This window comes from Shewanella spartinae (assembly GCF_019457555.1).
GTDB lineage: Bacteria > Pseudomonadota > Gammaproteobacteria > Enterobacterales > Shewanellaceae > Shewanella > Shewanella loihica.
The window spans coordinates 106991-128185 of record NZ_CP080418.1; the positions used below are offsets into that span (position 1 = coordinate 106991).

22 protein-coding genes are annotated in these 21195 nt (G+C 56.6%); 11 read left to right on the forward strand and 11 right to left on the reverse strand.

Annotated elements, in window-relative coordinates:
• Positions 1–48 precede the first annotated feature (48 nt).
• The 9 genes from K0I31_RS00475 to gltS all read left to right on the forward strand — a co-directional run bounded on the left by K0I31_RS00475 (position 49) and on the right by gltS (position 6220).
• A complete protein-coding gene (locus K0I31_RS00475; RefSeq protein WP_258406547.1) occupies positions 49–408 on the forward strand; it encodes a NirD/YgiW/YdeI family stress tolerance protein in 360 nt (119 codons plus the stop codon).
• Positions 409–558: 150 nt separating this feature from the next.
• The gene (locus tag K0I31_RS00480) at positions 559–1095 is read left to right on the forward strand and encodes a PepSY domain-containing protein (protein ID WP_144202406.1); all 537 of its coding nucleotides are present in this window, start codon (positions 559–561) and stop codon (positions 1093–1095) included.
• A 3-nt stretch (positions 1096–1098) separates the two neighbouring features.
• Positions 1099–1776: a response regulator transcription factor gene (locus tag K0I31_RS00485; RefSeq protein ID WP_011863906.1), complete on the forward strand. Its 678-nt coding sequence runs from the start codon at positions 1099–1101 to the stop codon at positions 1774–1776.
• Positions 1777–1825: 49 nt separating this feature from the next.
• Positions 1826–3085, forward strand: coding sequence for a sensor histidine kinase (locus K0I31_RS00490; protein ID WP_011863907.1), 1260 nt, complete (start codon positions 1826–1828; stop codon positions 3083–3085).
• Between the two features lie 12 nt (positions 3086–3097).
• On the forward strand, positions 3098–3772 hold the full coding sequence (locus K0I31_RS00495) for a TIGR01621 family pseudouridine synthase (protein WP_220079572.1): 675 nt from the start codon (positions 3098–3100) through the stop codon (positions 3770–3772).
• Between the two features lie 21 nt (positions 3773–3793).
• Entirely contained in the window at positions 3794–3961 is a 168-nt protein-coding gene (locus K0I31_RS00500; protein ID WP_011863909.1) for a YqaE/Pmp3 family membrane protein, read from the forward strand.
• Positions 3962–4131: 170 nt separating this feature from the next.
• A complete protein-coding gene (locus K0I31_RS00505; RefSeq protein WP_220079573.1) occupies positions 4132–4533 on the forward strand; it encodes a RidA family protein in 402 nt (133 codons plus the stop codon).
• 101 nt (positions 4534–4634) lie between these two features.
• Complete coding sequence (locus tag K0I31_RS00510) at positions 4635–4790, forward strand: DUF2986 domain-containing protein (protein WP_220072757.1); 156 nt, start codon at positions 4635–4637, stop codon at positions 4788–4790.
• A 206-nt stretch (positions 4791–4996) separates the two neighbouring features.
• Positions 4997–6220 carry a sodium/glutamate symporter gene (gene gltS / locus K0I31_RS00515; protein ID WP_220079574.1) on the forward strand — a complete coding sequence of 408 codons (1224 nt, stop codon included), beginning with the start codon at positions 4997–4999 and terminating at the stop codon, positions 6218–6220.
• A gap of 52 nt (positions 6221–6272) precedes the next feature.
• Here the strand turns inward: gltS and K0I31_RS00520 are convergent, their stop codons facing one another.
• Together K0I31_RS00520 and K0I31_RS00525 are read right to left on the reverse strand one after the other, a co-directional pair.
• Positions 6273–6524 carry a putative hemolysin gene (locus K0I31_RS00520; protein ID WP_220079575.1) on the reverse strand — a complete coding sequence of 84 codons (252 nt, stop codon included), beginning with the start codon at positions 6522–6524 and terminating at the stop codon, positions 6273–6275.
• Between the two features lie 75 nt (positions 6525–6599).
• Positions 6600–9137, reverse strand: a complete 2538-nt coding sequence (locus tag K0I31_RS00525) for a M14 family zinc carboxypeptidase (protein WP_220079576.1) — start codon at positions 9135–9137, stop codon at positions 6600–6602.
• A 207-nt stretch (positions 9138–9344) separates the two neighbouring features.
• On the opposite strand from K0I31_RS00525, the gene nfuA reads away from it, so the two are divergent.
• Positions 9345–9923, forward strand: coding sequence for a Fe-S biogenesis protein NfuA (gene nfuA / locus K0I31_RS00530; protein ID WP_144202418.1), 579 nt, complete (start codon positions 9345–9347; stop codon positions 9921–9923).
• Positions 9924–9956: 33 nt separating this feature from the next.
• Here nfuA and K0I31_RS00535 read toward each other — a convergent pair whose 3' ends face one another.
• A complete protein-coding gene (locus tag K0I31_RS00535) occupies positions 9957–11309 on the reverse strand; it encodes an MATE family efflux transporter (RefSeq protein WP_220079577.1) in 1353 nt (450 codons plus the stop codon).
• 22 nt (positions 11310–11331) lie between these two features.
• Here K0I31_RS00535 and K0I31_RS00540 point away from each other — a divergent pair, with 22 nt between their 5' ends.
• Positions 11332–12378: a polysaccharide deacetylase family protein gene (locus K0I31_RS00540; RefSeq protein ID WP_220079578.1), complete on the forward strand. Its 1047-nt coding sequence runs from the start codon at positions 11332–11334 to the stop codon at positions 12376–12378.
• Positions 12379–12435: 57 nt separating this feature from the next.
• Here the strand turns inward: K0I31_RS00540 and K0I31_RS00545 are convergent, their stop codons facing one another.
• From K0I31_RS00545 to K0I31_RS00580, 8 genes are all read right to left on the reverse strand, one after another.
• Entirely contained in the window at positions 12436–13482 is a 1047-nt protein-coding gene (locus K0I31_RS00545; RefSeq protein WP_011863918.1) for a protein-glutamate methylesterase/protein-glutamine glutaminase, read from the reverse strand.
• 28 nt (positions 13483–13510) lie between these two features.
• Positions 13511–14341, reverse strand: coding sequence for a CheR family methyltransferase (locus K0I31_RS00550; protein WP_220079579.1), 831 nt, complete (start codon positions 14339–14341; stop codon positions 13511–13513).
• A 108-nt stretch (positions 14342–14449) separates the two neighbouring features.
• Positions 14450–17044, reverse strand: a complete 2595-nt coding sequence (locus K0I31_RS00555) for a methyl-accepting chemotaxis protein (RefSeq protein WP_220079580.1) — start codon at positions 17042–17044, stop codon at positions 14450–14452.
• Positions 17045–17066: 22 nt separating this feature from the next.
• Complete coding sequence (locus K0I31_RS00560) at positions 17067–17624, reverse strand: chemotaxis protein CheW (RefSeq protein WP_011863921.1); 558 nt, start codon at positions 17622–17624, stop codon at positions 17067–17069.
• A gap of 28 nt (positions 17625–17652) precedes the next feature.
• Entirely contained in the window at positions 17653–19713 is a 2061-nt protein-coding gene (locus tag K0I31_RS00565) for a chemotaxis protein CheA (RefSeq protein ID WP_220079581.1), read from the reverse strand.
• A gap of 21 nt (positions 19714–19734) precedes the next feature.
• Complete coding sequence (locus K0I31_RS00570; protein ID WP_033538855.1) at positions 19735–20097, reverse strand: response regulator; 363 nt, start codon at positions 20095–20097, stop codon at positions 19735–19737.
• On the reverse strand, positions 20094–20393 hold the full coding sequence (locus K0I31_RS00575) for an STAS domain-containing protein (RefSeq protein WP_220079582.1): 300 nt from the start codon (positions 20391–20393) through the stop codon (positions 20094–20096). Before K0I31_RS00575 ends, K0I31_RS00570 begins: the two co-directional genes overlap by 4 nt.
• A gap of 163 nt (positions 20394–20556) precedes the next feature.
• Entirely contained in the window at positions 20557–21192 is a 636-nt protein-coding gene (locus K0I31_RS00580) for an SCO family protein (protein ID WP_220079583.1), read from the reverse strand.
• Between the last annotated feature and the right edge of the window lie 3 nt (positions 21193–21195).

Below are 21195 nucleotides of genomic sequence, written 5' to 3' on the forward strand. Positions count from 1 at the left end.
CGATATTTGCCGTCATCTATCCTTGGGTATTAAGACTCGAGGAGACACATGATGCAGAAGAAACTCACCGGCACCCTAATCCTTTCTTGCGTACTCACCCTACCTGCCTTCGCCGCCTACAACGGACCCAAGGCGGGCGGCGTGATCCAGCAGGCTAGCGACGCCCACACGGCCAAAGATGACACACCAGTGGAGCTGACAGGCAAGCTGATCAAGAGCCTGGGCGATGAGAAATACCTGTTTCGCGACAGCAGCGGCGAAGTCGAGGTGGAGATAGACAATGCCCTGTGGCGCGACATTGAGATCTCCAGTGACACCACTGTCACCCTGAGGGGCGAGGTGGACGACGAATGGCGCGGTATCGAGATAGAGATCGACAGCATAGAGTTGGTGGATCAGACACATTAGGCCGAGACCAAAGCGCTGGCAGGGGTGAAATGGGCCAAATGAGTTTAAACTAAATTTAATCTTGAAAGCCCTAAGCCCCTCGTCTATCCCATTGGTACTGGGATTTTTTGCGTGTAAGATACCGATATTGAAGAATTTAATGGAGGAGCTATGGCTCGTTGGTTTATCAGTTTAATGCTGTTGTCTGGACTGGCGGGGGCGAATGCGGCCCAGGCCAATCCGGCAGTGCTTGAGTTGCTATCGGATAGCCAAAGCCTGACTCCACAGAAGATGATCCAGCAGGCGGAGAAGAGCTACCCTGGGGTGATATCCGAGTTTCAGATCGATGTGGAAAATGGTCAGTTGATCTATGAGATCAGCATGATCAACACCAAGGACGACACCATCAGCGAATTTGAGTTCTGGGCGAAAGATGGCCGACTCATTCGCCAGAAGGTGGAGGCCCTAGAGGCCGACGATAAGGATGAGCTCAAGGCGGTGCGCCTGCTCAAAGAGATGGAGCAGAGCTTCTCGCAACTGCTTAAGCTGGCCATGGGTGACAGCAACGCCCATATTCTCGAGGCGCAGCTGGATCACGACCTGGGCATCAGCTACTTGGAACTCAAGCTTATCGATGCCAACGGCAAACATAAGATAGCCTTCGATATCGAAAATCAGCGGCCTTTGCCCCTGTTGAAGTGGGATTAACAGATGAAAATATTACTGGTAGAAGATGATGCGACCACCACAGAGTATGTGGTCAAGGGATTTGCCGAACAGGGGCACAATATCGAAACCGCTAGCGACGGCCATCAGGGCCTGCTGCTGGCCACCAGTATGCAATATGACCTGGTGATACTGGATCGCATGCTACCGCAGCTCGACGGCCTCAAGCTATTGGCGGCGCTGCGCGCGACCGGCAACCAGACGCCGGTACTCATCCTGTCGGCGCTGAGCCATGTGGATGAGCGGGTCAAGGGACTCAGGGCCGGTGGCGACGACTACATGACCAAGCCCTTTGCCTTCTCAGAACTCCTGGTGCGCGCCGAGAAGCTGATGCAGCGTGGTAACTCAGCGCCGGCGCAGACAGAGCTTAAGGTGGGCGAGTTGGTCATGGAACTGCTGACCCGCAAGGTAACCTTGGCGGGCAGCGAGATCTTGCTGCAACCCAAAGAGTTTCAACTGCTCAAATACTTGATGGAACACCCTAATCAGGTGATCAGCCGCACCCTCTTGTTCGAGGCGGTGTGGGATTACCATTTCGATCCTCGCACCAATGTGATCGACGTGCATATCGCCAAGCTGAGACGTAAGTTTGAAGAGCTGGGCTTTGGCGAGCTGATCGAAACGGTTCGAGGGGCTGGCTATCGCCTCCGTCAAGGGCATTAGACCCTATCAGAGTAGTGCCTGGCGCATTACCATCATCTTCTCTGCCCTGGTGACCCTGATTATCGGCACCTTGCTGTTTGGCATGTATCGCCAATTGATCAACGAGCAGGAGCTGCAGACCAATCAGCACCTGGCAGCAGAAAAACTGCGTTATCAGCAGATGGCGCTCACCCTGGACAGACGCAGCTTTGCCACCCAGATCCGCACCGCCGACCCTAAGACGGCCCTGGTGGTGTGGCGTAGCTCGCTGGATCTGGTGGGGGCCTTGAGCCTGATGCCGGATGACATGCCGCTGCTGCCGGAGACGCGTGACTTTCCCATTCTTACCAGTGGGCCAGACAAGCTGCATATTCTTACTGGTGGCCTGGTGATCACCCGTTATGGTCCCGTACTGATCGCCACCCGTACCGATCAGCTGGCCACCCTTATCGAGCGCTTCGTCAACGCGGCCATCACTGCGCTGATGTTGACTATCGTGTTGACCCTGGCATTGGGCTACCTGTTTTCCAAGGCGATCCTGCGCCGCCTGGTGCAGTACAACCGCCTGAGTCGCCGCATCGAGCGGGGCGAGTATTCCACCCGTCTGCCAGTGAGCTGGCGCCAGGATGAGTTTGACATGCTGGCGGGCAACTTTAACCAAGTGCTGGACACCCTGGAGGCTAACCTGCACGCGGTGCGCGGCGCCACCGACAATATCGCCCACGATCTCAGGACTCCGCTGTCCCATCTGAGGATAGGCCTGGAGCAGTTACCACAGCGGCCCGCCGAGGAGCTGGACGAGGCCAGCGCGATTCTGATCGAGGAGCTGGATCACTGCCTGGCGACCTTCGATGCCATGTTATCTCTCACACGTATCGAGGAGGGGCAGCAGGATCTCGAGCTACAACCTTTGAGCCTTAACGACTTGTGTCAGGACTTGTTTGAGATGGCCGAGGCGATGGCCGAGTCCAATGGCCAGACCCTAAGCCTGTCACTGGACCAAGACTATAGCGTGATGGGGGATAAATACCTGCTGTTCCAGGCGCTGTTTAACCTGGTGGACAACGCCATCAAGTATTCCGGCGAGGGCGCCAAGATTGAGATAATCCAGCAAGGCAATGAAATTCTGATCCGCGATAACGGGCCGGGTATCCCTGATGATGCCACCGAGAAGGTGTTCGATCGTCTGGTGCGTCTGGACCCGAGCCGTCACAACAAGGGCACGGGATTGGGGCTTTCGCTGGTCAAGGCGATCCTGCAGCGTCATAATGCGCGCATCGAGCTCTCCGATAATCAGCCTGGGCTGCAGGTGAGCATACGTTTTTCATAGGGCCGACATTTCATGTACAAGATCATTGCCGACGAGACCGACTTTCTGGTGATCGACAAGGCGCCGGGCGTTCATTTTCATAGTCAGGACGGTAGCGCTGGCGTGATGGCGCAGCTGGAGCGGGATCTCGATATCAAGCTCTATTCTGTGCATCGCCTGGATACCATGACATCTGGCCTGCTGCTGTTTGCCAAGTCGAGCGAGGCGGCGGCAGCTTTTACCCAGCGCTTTAGCGAGCACAAGGTGCAGAAGTACTATCTGGCGCTGGCCAAGGGCAGGCCGAAGAAGAAGCAGGGCAGCATAGTGGGTGATATGGCCAAGTCCCGTCGCAGCATGTACAAACTGCTGCGCAGCAAGGAGAATCCGGCGATCACCCAGTTTTTCTCTCAGTCGGTGGCCGAGGGGCTACGTCTCTATCTGCTCAAGCCGCTGAGTGGCAAGACACATCAACTCAGGGTGGCGCTGGCCAGCCTGGGGGTGCCGATTCTCGGTGACCAACTCTATGGCGGTGAGGATGCCGACCGTGGCTACCTACATGCCTATGCCTTAGGCTTTGAGTGGCAGGGGCAGGCGTATGCCTATCATCAGGCCCCGGAGCAGGGCGAGGCATTTAGCCTAGATGGGGTAAAAAACCAGTTGCAAACATGGAGTAAGCCTGAGAAGTTAGATTGGCCAAAACGAAATTGATTTAATTAAGGAAGCCCGTCTATGGATACCAATAAACTACTGCTGGTCATCATCGCCATCCTGTTGCCACCGGTTGCCGTCTTCTTGAAGAGCGGTGTCGGCAAGGATCTGCTGATCAACATCATTCTCTGCCTGCTGTTCTTTATCCCAGGCCTGTTGCACGCCCTATGGGTGGTGACTAAGTCTTAGGTGGGCTAAGTCTTAGCTTGTTTGAGATTAAATGATAGCGCGGCCTAGGCTGCGCTTTTTTATGGCTAATTGTTACCCTTAACCTGAACTATGAGTTCAGGTGCCCCGCCTTTTTCTCTGCATCCTTAGCGGCCAGACTAACTTCTCTTAACGTGAATGAGGGAGAGAAGATGAATAAGATCTGGAGTCCGGATACCCTGGCGGCCCCTGCGGCCAACTACCATCAATGTGCGCTGGTTTCACAGCCCTCGCGCTGGCTGAATATTGCCGGACAGCTGGGCATAGACCAGCAGGGCAGACTTGCCCCCGATGCCGAGGGGCAGATAGTACAGGCGTGGGAAAATCTGCGCGCCGTGCTACAGGCCAACGACATGGATCTGCAAGACTTGGTATCGGTGCGGCTCTATCTGGTCGACCGCAGCGATCTGCCTGCTTACCAAGCCGCCAAGGCGCGTTTAGGCTTCGCTGTGGGCGGACTGCCGACCACCTTGCTCTTCGTTCAGGGGCTGTTCGACCCGCTGTGGCGGGTAGAGATAGAGGCGCAGGCGGCTAAGGCATTCGAGGGGGACTAGGCGGCTTTCGCTGTACACAAGCTGAACTGACTTGCGTTAAAATTGTACTGTTAACTTTCTGATAACCCAATGGGGCGGCGTTTTAGGCTATAATCGCCGCCATGAACAGAAAGAAGAAAATCAATCAAACACTTAAGGCCAAGGCGAAGAAGGCGAACGCTAAACTTCATCGCTCAGGTAAGCCTAAGTATATCGCCAAAGCCGAACGCGAACGACTCGCCGAGGCGGCAGAACCACCCGCTGAATTCGTCTCTTAGGTTAGAGACCTTCCTCAATCCATTTTCATTCGTCCCCTTGGGGCTTTTCGCCGACCTCTTTCCCTCGTTAGCCTTTGGACGGGCTACACTTTGGAGATATGTCCGGCGTGAGCGACCCAAGACCGGGTAATGATTGGGCGGCTGAACAGCCCACCCAATGACAAGGCAAGATAGGCCGGCATGGCTATCGCCTAATAAGGAGAACCATGAATACTGTTTATACCGTTGGAGAGCTGGAGTCATTTCTAGTGGCGATCTTAGTGCTCTTTATTGGCCATTCGGTTAATCGTCACGTGGCATCGTTTCGTAAATATAATATTCCCGAACCCATAGTGGGTGGTCTGCTGGTGGCGGCGGTGATCACCATACTGCACTCCTACAATATCTCGCTTGAGTTTTCTCTTTCGATGCAAAACAGCCTGATGCTGATGTTCTTCAGCAGCGTGGGGCTGGCGGCCAGCTACAAGCTATTGATGAAGGGGGGCAGCAAGGTATTCCTCTTCCTGGCGATCGCCTCGCTCTACATCATCATTCAGAATGCCGTCGGCGTTAGCATGGCGACGGCCCTGGGGCTGGAGCCACTGATGGGACTGATCGCCGGGTCGATCACTCTGTCAGGCGGGCACGGCACGGGAGCGGCATGGGCACAGACCTTCTCGGATCAATACGGCATCAACACCTTGGAGCTGGCAATGGCGGCGGCGACCTTCGGCCTGGTGATGGGCGGCATCATCGGCGGCCCGGTAGCTCAGCGTCTGATCAACAAGAATGGCCTGCTCTCCTCCTACGGTGTCGGGGGGAATCACCACAAGGACCATCCTGACTTGGTGACCTACGACCAGCTGGAAGAAGACAGGGTAACGGCCAAGAGTATCCTGGAGGTGCTCTTCATCCTGCTACTGTGTGTCGCCGGTGCCAAGTGGTTTGGCTCGCTGATCGCCTACCTGGATATCGGCTGGTTGAAGATGCCTGACTTTGTCTATGCGCTCTTCTTCGGTGTGGTGATCACTAACATCACAGAGGTATCCCGTGGCTTTAAGATCAACCGTGAGTGTGTCGACGTCCTGGGTACCGTCTCGTTGGCGCTCTTCCTCGCCATGGCACTGATGAACCTCAAGCTATGGGAGATCTTCGACCTGGCGGTGCCGCTGCTTATCATTCTCCTGGTACAGACGGCCGTGCTGGCGGTATTTGCCTACTGGGTCACCTTCAAGCTGATGGGTGCCAACTATGACGCCGCCGTCATGGCCGGTGGTCACTGTGGTTTCGGCCTGGGCGCCACGCCGACGGCCGTGATGAACATGGGCGCCCTGGTGTCACGCACGGGTCCATCGCCGCAGGCCTTCATGGTGGTGCCTATCGTCGGTGCCTTCTTCATCGACATAGTCAATGCCATCATATTGCAGGGTTATCTCAGCTTTATCGGCTAGCGCCAGTATCTGAGCAGCAAGTATTAAAAAAGCACCCTAGGGTGCTTTTTTGTTATTGATTTTGTGCCTGTGGATGATCCCGGCGATAGAGATCCCAGTGCTCGATCTGCTCACCACTTGGCAGGGTGCAGATGCCGCTGTCGAGGTCGAGCGCGCCGCCTAGAGAATCACAATAGACGGCCGCCGGGTTGGCCATAGACAGTGGTTTGGACTCTGCGGCGTCTTGCTCCTTGTCTACCTGCGTCTGACAAGCCGCTAAGCCAAGGGTGAAAAGCAGCGCCGCTATGGTGTGGGATATCTTCATGTCATTTTCCTATTCTCTGATTAGCGATTAACCCCTTATAACGTTGGCGCGTCGAAAAAGGGTTAAGTGCGAAGATCAATGTAGGGCCGGAATGAAGTAGAGGCTGTTGGCATACACCTTCTGCGAGCCAAGCCAGATATTGCGAAACAAGAGGTTATCGGCCAGGGCGACCAGGGCGCCCTTGCCGTGTCGCTCCACCACAATGGCTGGGGTCTGACTCAGGCTGCGCTGATATTCCTCGGCCAGGAAACCATCCAGCAGGGGCTCGTCGGCATAGCTGGCGGCCGTGATGAAGGGGGCCTGGCTCTTACTCAGACCAAACACCTTGTTCTTCAGCACGGGTAGGCGATTAGTACCCAGGCCGAAGGTGATAGGGTGGCTGGTGTCGAGATCCAGCGCCAATACGGCGCCGCCGATCGCCTGGCGGGCATCCAGCTTAGCTTTTTCGCCAAAAGAGAGACCATCGGTGGCAAACAGCTGGCTGAAGTAGCGCTTCTCTCTTATGTCGCTCTTGAGCAGGTTGCCCTTGGAGAGCCATTGCAGCGCGCCTTTCTGCGCGACGATCACCCCGCCTTCAATGGCGAACTGCCCAAGCTTACGGGCATACTTCTCATCCAGATTGGCATAGCTGCCATCCATCAAAAACAGATGGGTGTAAGCTGCCAGTTCTATACTCGGCAGGCGGCTGACATCTACCTGGATCAGGGGCGCGCCGATAAGATTGTCCATGAAATACCAGAGTTCACCCACCTCGGCCGATGAGGTGCCATAACCGGTGACAACCAAGGCCTTGATGGGGGCGATGTCATGAAAATCCGGGCTGCCAAGATCTATTCCTGAGCTGGCGAGTCCGCTATCGACACCCTGTAGCTGCACCCGATACTGCTTGGCGAGCGAAGTAAGCCTGTCGATCAGTTCCCTCGGCGTCATGGCGGCTTGGGCAACTGGGATCTGCAGGGTGCCGGCCTCCATGTTCAGGGGCTGGCCATCGACCTTAAGGCTGAAGGGCTTGGCGGCAAACTTAACCCGAACTCCCTCGCTAAGCAGGGTCTGCAGCATGGGCGCGGCGTTCTGCTGTCGCCAATCGATTAACACCGCGACGTTATTGCTGCTCAACATGCCGGGCGTTCTGGCTTGCGGCTCGGTGAGCAGGTCGTCGACATTCAGGTTAACGTTGCGGGCCATCTGCAGGTTATAGGAGAAGGCAAGGTTCCAGCTGGAGACGTCGTAGAAGGTGGCGTCTTCAAATTCGGTGCGCAGATCGAACATCGCCAGCAGCAGTGTCTTCTGCGGCTGATTGATGGGGACAAACAGGCTGTCGTCCTGGCTGTATTGGTGTCTGCCCTGTTGCATCTTGTCCTTGAGATAGAAGAAGACTATTCCATGACGGCTCAGTAGCTGGGCGAGATCATCGCGTCTGCCCGGATCCCCCGGCGCGCCGAGCAGGAAGCCGGCCTCTCGGCCCGAAGGTGGGTGTTTGTCCTTGCGCTGATAGAAGCGGCTCTGATACTGCTTCAGCTCATCTGCCAGTGCCAGGGCCCCCTTGAGGCTGGAGAAGGAGGTGGCGATCTGGTTGTCTATGGCCTGGCTAAAACGCAGCAGGCCGTTTTCAGAATCCTGCTGCTGGCCGCGCACGCTGGCCTGTTCAAACAGTATGCCCACGGCGCCGTTGATGTCTGGATAGGTCGAGCCCTTGCCATAGTAGAAGTCGTCAAACATCTGCTTGGTGAAATAGCGCTGCTTGCTCTCATCCAGCGCCTGGGCGTGGAAACTGGCGAGCTTTGAGGTTATCGCCTGATTCTCTTTGGGGGTCAGCGGATGGGTGCGTGTCGGCACGCCCGGCTGGAAGAAGAAGGTCTGGTTATGGCCCATCTCGTGGAAGTCGCCCAGGTAGTGCGGCTGCCACTTGTGGAACAGGGCGATGCGCCCTTGAGACTCGGGATGACGCAGGAACAGCCAGTCGCGGTTCAGGTCGGCAAAATAGTGGTTACGCCTGCCGGCCGGCCAGTTTTGTCTGTGCTCGTTGTGATTCTCATCGCTCACCTTCACCTTGCCTGTGTAGTTGTTGGTCCAGGTGGAGAAGCGATCTAGGCCGTCGGGGTTTTGCGATGGGGTGATCAGTACCACGGCCTTGTCCAGCAGCTCCTGCACCCAGGGCTCCTGGCTCTGGCTGAGGCGATAGCTGACCTCAAGCGCCGCATGGGCGCCGCTGGCCTCGTCGCCATGAATCGAATAGGCCAGCCAGATGATCAGCGGCCCGTCGGGTGCCTTACCCGCCTTGACCTGCTGACGTCCCTCAATGATCTCTGCCAGCCTGGCCTGGTTGGCGGCCGAGGTGATCACTGCCGTGAGCTGCTGTCTGGCCTCGTGGCTCTGTCCGGTGGATTCCAGGCTGACTCTGGGGCTGTTTTGGGCCAACTGCTTGAGGTAATAGTTGATCTGATCGTGGCGCAGATGCCACTGGCCGAGGGGATAACCGAGAAACTCGCTAGGCGACGCTAGGCTGCTGGCACTCTGGGTAGCGGACGCGACTGAGATCACGCTTTGGGCATTTGTCGCAAAGCTTAGGAGCAGGGGGACGATAGAAAGCAGCAAAAGGCAGAGTCGCAGCATGGTAATGCTCTTTATTATTGTATATAAAGGCTAAATTAACAGTTAGGCCAATGAGTTTCCAGCATCAGGCCTGACTTTAGAGCATACTGCCAAGGCAAAAATCTCGCGACTATTAGACAAAGGGGCTACAAAGCTGATGATAGTCGGAGTATTATAGGCTTAATTCTTACTAAATCACTCGGGTTTATCCTGACGGAGCATGTCTTAATGATCACCATTTCCGATGCAGCTCAGGCGCATTTTGTTAAGCTACTCGCTGACCAGCCTGAAGGAACTCATATTCGCGTTTTTGTTATCAGCCCGGGTACCCCTTCGGCTGAGTGTGGCGTGTCTTACTGTCCGCCGGATGCCGTAGAGGCAGACGACATCGAACTCGAATTTAATGGTTTTCATGCCATGGTGGATGAGAAGAGTGCTCCTTTCCTCGAAGAGGCTTCTATTGATTTCGTCACCGACCAGCTGGGTTCACAACTGACCCTGAAGGCGCCCAACGCCAAGATGCGTAAGGTCGATGCCGACGCGCCGCTGAAAGAGCGTATCGAGTATGTGATCCAGTCTGAGATCAACCCACAATTGGCTAGCCACGGCGGTAACATCATGCTGGTGGATATCGACGAAGCCGGTATCGCTATCCTGCAATTCGGTGGTGGCTGTAACGGTTGTTCTATGGTCGATGTGACCCTGAAAGATGGTATCGAGAAGCAGCTACTGGATATGTTCCCTGGCGAATTGACTGGTGTACGCGATGTCACCGAACATCAACACGGTGAACACTCTTACCAATAAAGGGTAAGCAAGCAGACAGCGGGATGACTTAGGTCATCCCGTTTTCGTTGGGGTCAACATCTTGCTGAGGCGGTAGTGGTAATCCAGTGCCAGGCTGAGGCTGCGGGTCAGCATAAACAGGCTCATGGCGGCCCATAGGGCATGGTTGCCATAGCCCTGTAGCAGTAACCATGTGGGGAAGAAGACCCCGAAGGTGGCGAGTATCATGGTGTTGCGCATCGCCTTGCCTTGGGCGGCGCCGATATAGACGCCGTCGAACAGGTAGGAGCCGAAGGCGAGTAGTGGCAGGGCGACCACCCAGCCCAAGTAGGCCTGAGCCTCCTGGCGCACCTCAGAGATGTTGGTCAGCAGCTTGATGATCTGCTCGCCCCACAGGGCAAAAAACAGGGTAAACAGCAGGGCAAAGATGGCCGACCAGAGCCCGGCAAGGGTGATGCTCTGGGTCATGCGCTCATGGCTCTTTTCACCCACGGCCCGACCCACCTCGGCCTCACCATAATAGGCGATACCATCCAGGGCGTAGGAGATGAGCAGCAAAAGGTTGAGCAGCACGGCGTTGGCGGCCACAGTATTGTCGCCCAGGTTCGCTCCCTGAAAGGTCATGAAGGCGAAGGCAAGTTGCAGGCAGAGGCTACGGATAAAGATATCCAGGTTGAGGCGCACCAGGCGCTGGTAGCTATTGAGCGACAGGCTGCTAAGTAGGGTCAGGAATTCGAAACCTCCCTGTCGCTTGATGGTACGCACCACCATGCTGGCGGCCACGGCAAAGCCTGTCATGTCGGCCAGTACAGAGGCCAAAGCGGCTCCTTCGACGCCCCAGCCAAGTCCGATTACGAACAGCAGATCCAAAAGTATGTTAGTGAGGTTGGCGGCGATGAGCTGCCACATGGCGGCCTTAGGCTGCTGGCGCCCTAGCAGCCAACCCAGCAGGGCCAGGTTGACCAGGGCAAAGGGGGTCGACCAGATGCGGATGTTAAAATAGGCCTGGCTGTAATACTGCACCTGCTCACTGGCGTCGGAGAGCGCCATCGCCGTGGCGATTATGGGTTGCTGCAGGAGTAGCACCAGCAGGGAGAGCAGCAGTGCCAGGCTGGCTGACTGCATCAATAAACGGTATTGGGTGTTAAGCTCCTTGGCGCCGAAGGCCTGCGCCACAAGACCCGTAGTCGACATGCGCAGGAAGCCCAGAATCCATAAAATCAGGGTGATCACCGTTGACCCGACGGCGACTCCCCCTAAATAATAGGCGTTACTCAGATGTCCCACGACGGCAGTATCGACCAGCCCCAGCAGGGGAACCGTAATGTTAGACAGAATCATAGGCACGGCGAGCGCGAACAACTGGCTGTTTTTCTGTTTATTTAACAATAAGTTTAGTGGCGACATAGACTCTCAGAGGTTACTCAATATGTTTAGAAGCGTGATTGCAGCGCTATTTGCCTGTCTCAGTTATTCGGCTCATGCTGTGGTGATTCTACAATATCATCATGTATCCGAGGATACCCCTAAGGTGACCAGTGTGACACCTGCTCAGTTCAGAGAGCAGATGAGCTATCTGAGGGAGAATGGCTTCAAGGTCAAGCCCTTGGGCCAAGTGGTCGAGGCGATAAAACAGGGACGAGAGCTGGCGGACAAGACGGTGGCCATCACCTTCGACGATGGCTATCAGAACATTGCCGATACCGCCCATCCTATCCTGAAGGAGTTCGGCTATCCCTACACCATCTTTATCTCCATCGACCCTATAGAGCGCAAGCATAAGAATGTGATGAGTTGGGCGACCCTGAAACGCCTGAGCGATGAGGGGGTGACGCTGGCCAACCACAGCTGGGGCCATGAGCATCTTATTCGCCGTCTACACGGTGAGGATGAACAGGCCTGGCTGAGTCGGATTACAGAGAATCTGCTCGCTACCGAGGCCGAGATAGAGGCGAAAACCGGTCAGAGCGTGAAGATGTTAGCCTATCCCTATGGCGAATATAACACGGCCATAGAGGCGCTGGTGCAGAAGCTGGGCTTCGTGGGCTTCGGCCAGCAGTCTGGCGCTGCAGGCGGTTACTCTTCGCTTACCGCCTTGCCGCGCTTCCCGGTGGCGGGTGCCTATGCTGATCTCACCTCGCTCAAGGCCAAGCTCTATAGCCTGAATATGCCTGTGTTAGCGCTCACCCCGCGCAATACCCAACTGCCCCTGGGGCAGTGGCGGCCCGAGATGCAGGTGACCTTAGATATGGCAGATATCGTCGCCAGCCAAGTGATGTGCTTCGTTCAGGGGCAAGGCGCCATGAAGCCTAGCTGGGAGAGTGAAGATACCTTCAGTATACAGGCGGTGACAGACCTGCCGCCGGGACGTTCGCGCTATAACTGCACAGCCCCAAGCAAGGCAAGCGGACGCTATTATTGGTTTTCCCAGGCCTGGGTGCGGCCAAAAAACGACGGCACCTGGGTGAAGGAGTAGTTTAGGTAGACGAGTAGATAAGCTAAATCATTAGATTAGCTTAACAACTCGCGAGAGCTAAGAGATCTCCGCCGTCTTGCTGGTGTTGAGTAGTTGCATCAGCCGGGCGGGGATCTTGTCCAGATGCAGTATCTCCCTGTGGGCATTGAGCTCTGCGGCGGCGCCGGGCATGCCCCACACCACAGAGCTGGCCTCATCCTGTATTATGGTGTGACTGCCGGCAGCCTTGAGGCGTTCCAGCCCCAGGGCACCATCTTTTCCCATTCCTGTCAGCAGTATGCCTATGGTGTTGGCTCCAAAGCAGTCGGCGATACTGTTGAATAGCACATCCACCGCAGGTTTATGTCGATTGACCGGATCTGAGTCCAGTAGCTTGGTATAGAGCCTGGCGCCGTGTTTCTCGACTGTGAGATGAGCATCCCCAGGGGCCAGATAGGCGGTGCCTGACGCTATGAGTTCGCCGCCCTTGGCCTCGATCACCTTCATCGCCGAATGGCTGTCCAGCCGCTTGGCGAAGGAGAGGCTAAAGGCGGCGGGAATATGTTGGGTGATCACTATGGGCGGCGTATTTGCCGGCAGCGGGGTGATCACCCGCTGGATAGCCTCGGTTCCGCCGGTCGAGGCACCGATGGCGATCAACTTGTCCCCCGTAAGGGAGAACTTATTATTGGAAGCGACCTGAACAACCGGCCGGGTGAGCGGCTTAACATGGCTGACTGCGGCGGTGCGCACCTTGTCGATCAGCTCATCGGTATAATCCAGCAATGTATTGGTGAGATCCGACTTGGGCTTAGAGATGAAGTCCACCGCTCCTAGGGCCAACGCCTCCAGGGTGATTTCGGCGCCCTTGTGGGTCAGGGTCGAGACCATGACGACCGGCATGGGTCTGAGCTTCATCAGATTGCGCAGGAAGGCGATGCCGTCCATCTTGGGCATCTCGATATCCAATGTCAGTACATCTGGGTTGAACTGCTTGATCAGGCTCCTGGCCTCATAGGGGTCTTCGGCGGTGGCGACCACCTTGATATCCGGCGCCTGTGAGAGCATATGGGTAAGCAGCTGCCTGACCAGAGGTGAGTCATCTATGATCAATACTTTTATCATATGGCGCCATCCTTTTGCGTCATCTGGCTCATGCACCGACACCGAGTCGTTGCCGCACCAGGGCGGCGTGTTGAGGTTGATAGATGGTTTGGCCGATCAATTTGAAATCGCTCGAGATATTATGCAACGTCTCCGAATGACCGATAAACAGGTGACCATCGTCGGCGAGCAGTCGTCGAAACTGGCGGATGATCTTCACCTTGGTCTGGGCATCGAAGTAGATGAGCACGTTGCGACAGAAGATGAGATCGAAGGGGCCATGCATGGGCCATTCGCCTAGTAGATTCAATTGCTTGAAGTGGATCAGCCGCTTGAGCGAGTCGCACAGCATGACCTCGCCGGGATGGGGCCCGGGTTCCACATATTGGTTCAGCAGCGCCTTGGGCAGGTTGGCCATCGCCTCCTGGCTGTAGATGCCGGCCCTGGCCTTGTCCAGCACATTAGTGTCGAGATCTGTAGCGAGGATCTTGAGATCCCAGCTGGCGGGCGGAAAGTGCTTCGCCAGGGTCATGGCGATGCTGTAAGCCTCTTCGCCGGTGGAGCAGGCCGACGACCAGACGCGCAGGCGGCGATTTCGTCTCTGTTGCCACTGAGGCACCAGGTGCCGCTCCAGGTAGTCGAAGTGGTGGGCCTCGCGAAAGAAGGAGGTGAGGTTAGTGGTCAGGGCATTGATGAAGTTGATCAACTCGCCGCCGTCGTCCTCTAGCCTCTGGCAATACTGATGGAAATTGTTCAACTTGAGTGCGCGCAGGCGTCTGCTGAGGCGCGAGTAGACCATGTGCTGCTTCCTGTCTGGCAACACTATGCCCGACTCGCGATAGGCAAGCTGCCGAATAAATTCGAAGTCTTGCTGCGCCATCGGAAATTCCTTTTCATTGCTCTGTTCCAATTGCATCCCCTAGCCTGAAATCGGCTGCTGGCTATCGAATCGACTCTATGGGGCGCCTTCCTCTGGCGCCCACAGTTCCTAAAACTCGTTCCACTCCTCGTTGCTGATGTTAAGGGGGCCATGGCTATCGCCGGCCACCAGGGAGAGCGGCGCCGAGGTCATGCCCGAATGCACCGGCGTCTGGGACTGGAAGAAACCGAGCTGCGCCTTCATGTTGCGTGCCTGCTCGGCCATGGCATCGCCAGCGGCCGATACCTGTTCGACCAGGGCGGCATTTTGCTGGGTCATCTCATCCATCTGAGAGATCGCCTTGTTGACCTCCTGAATGCCAGCCGATTGTTGATCCGAGGCGATGCTGATCTGGCTAATCATGTCGGCGACCTTAGTTACCGCCTGTACGATGTCTTCCAACGTTTCACCGGACTGGTTCACCAGCTGGGTACCGTCGGTCACCTTGGTCACGCTGTCACGGATCAGCTCCTTGATCTCCTTGGCGGCGCCGGCGCTGCGCTGTGCCAGGTTACGCACCTCGCCAGCCACCACGGCAAAGCCGCGTCCCTGCTCGCCCGCTCTGGCGGCCTCGACGGCGGCGTTGAGGGCCAGCAGATTGGTCTGGAAGGCGATCTCATCGATCACCCCTATGATGTCGGCGATACGCTTGCTCGATTCGTTGATTGCCTCCATGGCGGTCACAGCCTGCTCCACCACCTTGCCGCCATGGGCGGCCTTAGTGTTGGCCTCCTGGGCCAGCTGATTGGCGACCGTGGCGTTTTGCGCGCTCTGGGTGACGGTTGCCGTCATCTCCTCCATGCTGGAGGCTGTCTCTTCGAGGGAGGCGGCCTGCTCCTCGGTGCGCTGACTCAGGTCGGCGTTGCCTTGTGCGATCTCTTCGGCGCCAGAGGTCACTGTATTGGCCGACTGGTTGATTCCGTCGAGCACCTCGGTCAGCTTGGCAGCGGTGGCATTGGCATCGGCCTGTAGCTTGCCGAACTGGCCCTGATACTCGCCCTGGATCTGACGATTGAGATCCCCCTTGGCCAGGCCGTCGAACATGTTCACCACATCGCCTATCACCTGGTCGGCGATGCCGACCAGACGGTTGAGGCCGTTGGAGAGGTTGAGGAAGAAGCCTTCCTTATCCTGGGTGCCGACCCTCAGGGAGAGATCCCCCTTGCTGGCGGCGCCTATGATGGAGTCAATCTCATGCTCTATCGCTACCTCGGCGGTTCTGTCGGCCCACTCCACAACCGTGCCTATGCTTTCACCGTTAGGATCGCGGATAGGGTTGGCGACTACCTGGAAGGTGCGTCCGCCAACCTTGAGCTGGCTGGTGTAGGTGGTGGTCAGCGTCTTGAGCAGGTTGCGTTGATGGCTGGGATTCTTGTGGAAGTTGTCTATGTTGACGCCCATGAGGTTGCTGGCGTCGAAGTTAGGCAGATCCTTGGCAATATCATTCTGCGCCTGCTTGAACATCTGGCTGACGGCCTTGTTCATGTAGATGATGTTCAGATCGGCGTCGGCCACCATGGTATTGGAGGAGACATTGTCCAGCGCCTGCTTGATGCGGGCGTTCTCGGCGGCCAGTTGACGCTCCTTCGCCTCCTTGGCCAGCTTCTCGGTGACATCCTGCCACTCGACCACAGTACCGGTGCGCACGCCATTCTCAAATACCGGGGTGGCGATCAGGGTGAAGTCCAGCCCCGCGACCTGGATGCTGGTGTCGTAGCTGCCGGTAAGCCTGTCGAGCATCTTACGTTGATGGGCCGGGTTCTGGTGGAAGAGATCGATATTGCTGCCGAGCAGGCTATCGGTATTGAATTTGGTCAGCGTCTGTTGCAGCGTCTGCTCATTATCCTTAAGCATCTGGGTGACAGAGTCGTTGAGGTAGATGATGTTGTAGTCGGCATCCGCCACCATGACGTTGGCGCGGCAGACATCCAGCGCCTGCTTGATGCGGCTGTTCTCCTGGGCCAGCTTGTTCTCTGCATCGGCCTTGGCCAGGGCCTCGGTCTTATCCTGCCATTCGACCACAGTCGCGATGCGTTGATGTTCGTCGTCAAATACGGGAGAGGCGATCAAGGAAAAGATGCGACTACCCACCTTAATCTGCGCCGAGTGAGGGCGCTGCAGCTTAGCGATGATGTTTTGTTGATGGCTGGGTTGCTGGTGGAAGGTATCCATGTTGGTGCCGATAAGCGTGTCGACACTGAAGCTGGCTATCGCCTGCTGTATGTCGGACTCGGCCTTTTCCAGGGTCTGGCGCAGCGATTGGTTGAGGAAGTTAATATTGCCTTGGGGGTCGGCCAGCATCACGTTGGCCTGGCAGATCTCCAGTGCCCTGAGCTGTGCCTGATTGCCCTGGTTGGCATGCCATTGCTGGGTCAGGCTCTGGCTGATCTCAGGCCAATGGGGATAGTCGAAGGCGGAAAAGCTCGGCGGATTCTTGCCGTCGAGTGCCTGGCGGATCTCCTCGAAGGCTTGCCGCAGACTGTGTTGCATCTGCCCCTGTTGTTGAATACCCAGGGCGATGACGGCGATGGCAACCACCTGAGCTATGCCGACCCAGAGCGAGGGCTGCTGGGTAAAGGCCAATAGGGCTGCGACGCCAGCGATCAGCAGTCCAATGATCGGCAGATTGTTTGCGTTGCCAGTCTTGCTGTTCATTGCATCCATTCTCTGTTCCTCTCTTGCCGGGTTAGGCGCTGACAGCCTGTGTTGAAGCAGCGTCGATATTATTGATGATGTTTGACAGTTGGGCGGCCTCGGGCAGCACCTCACTGCTAAGTAGGGTGTCTATGTCCAGCAGGATCACCATCTTGTCCGCCAGATTGGCGAGTCCCTTGATGAAGGTGAGATCTGTCTCCTCGCCGAAGTCGGGGGCATCGCGCAGATCCCTGTGGTGGACACTGAAGACATCAGAAACGGCATCGACCACTATGCCGATCACCTTGTGTTCGTCACCGACACAGACCTTGATGACGATCACCACGGTAGTGGGGCCGTAGTCCAGGCTGGCGATACCGAATCGCTGCCGTAGATCTATGATGGGAACTATGGTGCCGCGCAGGTTGATGACCCCTTTGACATGGCTGGGGGAGTTGGGAATAACCGTCGTGGGCTCCCAGCCACGGATCTCCTGCACCGAGAGTATGTCGACACCATACTCCTCATCGGCCATGATGAAAGTAAGATACTGGTCGCTGGCATCGTCTTTGGCGGTGAGTGTGATGCCTGCTTCATCTGCCTGTGTCATGGATGAATCTCCCTTCTCATTTGGTTTCCTAGGCGGCGTGCTCTTGGGTACTGTTGATGCCCGCGAGGCTGACTAATCCGGCAATGTCTATGATCAAGGCAACGGTACCGTCGCCGAGTATGGTGGCGCCCGAAATACCGGCCACCTTGCTGTAGTTGTCTTCCAGGCTCTTGATCACCACCTGCTGTTGGGACAGCAGCTCGTCGACCAGGAGTCCCACCTTGTCGTTGTTGGCATCGACCACCATCACCAGGCCATCTTTAATCTGTTTGGCATCTGCCTCGTGATGGAAGGCCTCATAGACCTTGAGCACGGGCAGGTATTCGTCCCGCAGACGAATCACCTCATGTTCTTCACTCAGGCGATTGATATGGGCGGCGGGCACCTCGAGCGACTCGTGAATTGCCACTAGGGGCACCACATAGGTGTGCGTGCCGATGCGTACCAACTGACCGTCGAGAATCGCCAGGGTGAGCGGCAGGCGTATGGTAAAGCGACTACCCTTGTCCTGGGTGGATTTCAGCTCTATGGTGCCGTTGAGTTCGTGAATGTTTCTCAGCACCACATCCATGCCGACGCCGCGGCCGGAGAGGTCTGAGACGGTTTCTGCGGTAGAGAAGCCGGGTTTGAAGATCAGCTGGTGAATGGCCTCTTCGCTCAGCTCTTCGTCGCTGCCGACTAGTCCCTTGGCGCGTGCCTTATCGAGAATTTTCTGGGTGTTGAGACCGGCGCCGTCATCGATGATCTCTATGATGATGTTACCGCCCTGATGGAAGGCATTGAGGGTGAGTGTGCCGGTTTCGGGCTTGCCCTTCTGACGGCGCACCTCAGGGGTCTCCAGGCCATGGTCGAGGGAGTTTCTTACCAGGTGCACCATAGGGTCGACGATCTTCTCCATCACAGTCTTATCCAGCTCGGTATCCTCCCCCTTGAGAATAAGCTCCACCTGTTTGCCCAGTTGCTGGCCTATGTCCCGTACCAGACGGGGGAAGCGGTTGAAGGCGAAGCTGATGGGCAGCATGCGGATCTGCATGACACTCTCCTGCAGATCCCGGGTGTGGCTGGCCAGCTGCTCCAGCCCCTGCTTCATGGTGATGAAGGACTCGGGCGTCATCTCCTCCTGCTGACCTATCTGGCCCAGCATGGCCTGGGTGATCACCAGCTCGCCCACCATGTTGATCAGCAGATCTATCTTCTCTATGCTGACGCGGATGGATCCGGCGTCCTGGGTCTTGCTGCTGACCACGCTGGGCCTAGTCTGGCTTGCGGGTTTTTCGGGTTGGACACTAGCTGGGGTAGTTGTTTGAGTACTGGCCTGAATATCGCTTTCTGCCGTCGCCTCTATCTCTTTCTCAGTCGTTATCTCACTGGCCTCGCTCGCCTTGGGCTGAGCCTGATAGTCAATGTCGCACTCATCCTCGACCCATTCGAAGGCTTCCTTAAGACGCGAAAGGGGTTGGTCTGTGGTGAGGGTGAGCGACCAGGCGAGGTAGCAGGCCTCGGGGTCATATTGAGTGAAGTCGGGGATCTCCTGCGGCAGTAGCTCGACACTGAGTTCTCCGCACTGACCCAGCTCGTTGAACATCAGCAAAGGGTCGTTACCGTACCTGAGGATGTCCGTGCCCGCCTTGAAGCTGATCTGCCAGGTCGTCTGTTCTGGCGTCTCGGGTTCGCGCGAAGCCGCATCTTCTTGTGACTCGCCCTGGGATAGCTCGGCGGCAAACTTCTGCTCCAGATCGGCGAGCATGGGATGGTCGAAGGTTTGCTGATGCATCACGGCGTCGAGCATGTTGCGCAGCAGGTCGACCGACAGCAGGAGTATGTCCTGATGATGGCTGGTCATCTCGCGGCGGCCGTCGCGGATCTCGTCCAGCAGCGTCTCTAGCAGGTGGGTGTAGTTGGCGACCTGGTTAAAACCGAAGGTGCCGCTGCCCCCCTTGATGGAGTGGGCGGCGCGAAAGATGGTGTTGATCGCCTCGGGATCCGGCGCGGCGATATCTAGCTTCAGCAGCTCGGACTCCATGCTTTCCAAGCCCTCTAGGCTTTCTTCAAAGAAGACTTGGCTGAATTGACTCAGATCGATTTCCATATCCCACCATCCAGACTCAGATTAACGTAACACCTTGTTGACCGTGGCAAGCAGCTGGTCGGGGTTAAAGGGTTTGACTATCCAGCCGGTGGCACCGGCCGAGCGTCCCTCCTGCTTCTTGTCGCTGCCCGATTCTGTGGTGAGCATCAGCAGGGGGGTGAACTTATAGTTGGGCAGGCTGCGTAGATTACGGATCAGTGTGATGCCGTCCATCACTGGCATGTTGACGTCTGAGATCACCAGATCATAGTCTTGGCTCTTCGCCTGGGTCAGCGCCTCGTCACCGTTGCAGGCTTCGGTCACGTCGAATCCCGCCGTCTTGAGGGTAAAGCCCACCATCTGACGCATGGAGGCCGAATCATCCACTGCGAGTATCTTCTTCATTCCTGAATTCTCTCCTGAGCAAGCGCAAAGATCTGTGTCGCGTCGAGCCCCAACTCGGCCAGGGTATGTTCGACCTCCTCTGCTGGAGGTGTCCATTCGATGGCATGGTGGTGCGTCTGGCAATAGTGATGCAAAAAGTAGAGCAGCTGCGCACCTGAGGTATCGACCCGGGTCAACTGGCTGGCGTCGACGCACAAGGTGTCGGACGCTGTGAGTTGTTCGGCAATATCGTGGTGGACCTGCTGGATGTTACGAATCGTCAGCTCGGACGCCAAGCGAATCGGACTCTGGGTCATCGGGGGGCTCCTCTACAATCCCTGTCAATAAGACTCCACTAGGATCAAAAGATAGACGGTAAATAAGAGGCTTGCCTGAAAAATAACAGTTTTTTAACTAAATGGGCTACCAAGAGGGGAACCCATTAGCGGTGATGAGAGCAATTTTGACGAGTGAGTCTCGCTATTCACCATAGTGAGTCGCCAGGGCGATCACATCATGAATGAGGTTCTTGTTGCGAATCTGCGGCAGCTGCCGTGGATCCAGGCTGGTGGGTTTAACCGTGGCCACCCGGGTGCCGTCGGGAGAGATGAGCACCATGGAGGCGCTGTGATCCACCTGATAGTTTTCGCCTTCGCCCACCATGGTATAGACGAAGCCCAGCTCCCGGGTCAGCGGCAGTAACTGGCTGTGGGGTGCCGTGACCGCAACGAAGTTGGGATTGAAGAAGTTGATGTAATCCTTGAGTTTTGCCTGGGTATCCCGCGCAGGATCGATCGACAGAAACACCACCTGCAGATCCACCACGCCTTCCAGTTGTTGATAGGCCGCCGCCAGCTTGCCTAGGGTGGTGGGGCAGACATCCGGGCAAGAGGTGTAGCCAACGAAGAACAGGCTCCACTTGTCTTTTAGCCGGGCGTTGGTGAAGGCCTCGCCGTTCTGATCTGTCAGCTCGAAGGGGGACAGAGGTCGCTGCTGGGGATAACGATAGCTGGTGAGCAGCTCGGGCGGCGTGGCTTGGCCCGTGAAGTTAACCGCCGCGAGCGCCCCCAGGCCGCTGAAGATGAGTAAGGTTAGGACTATCCATAGCGGTTTCATCGC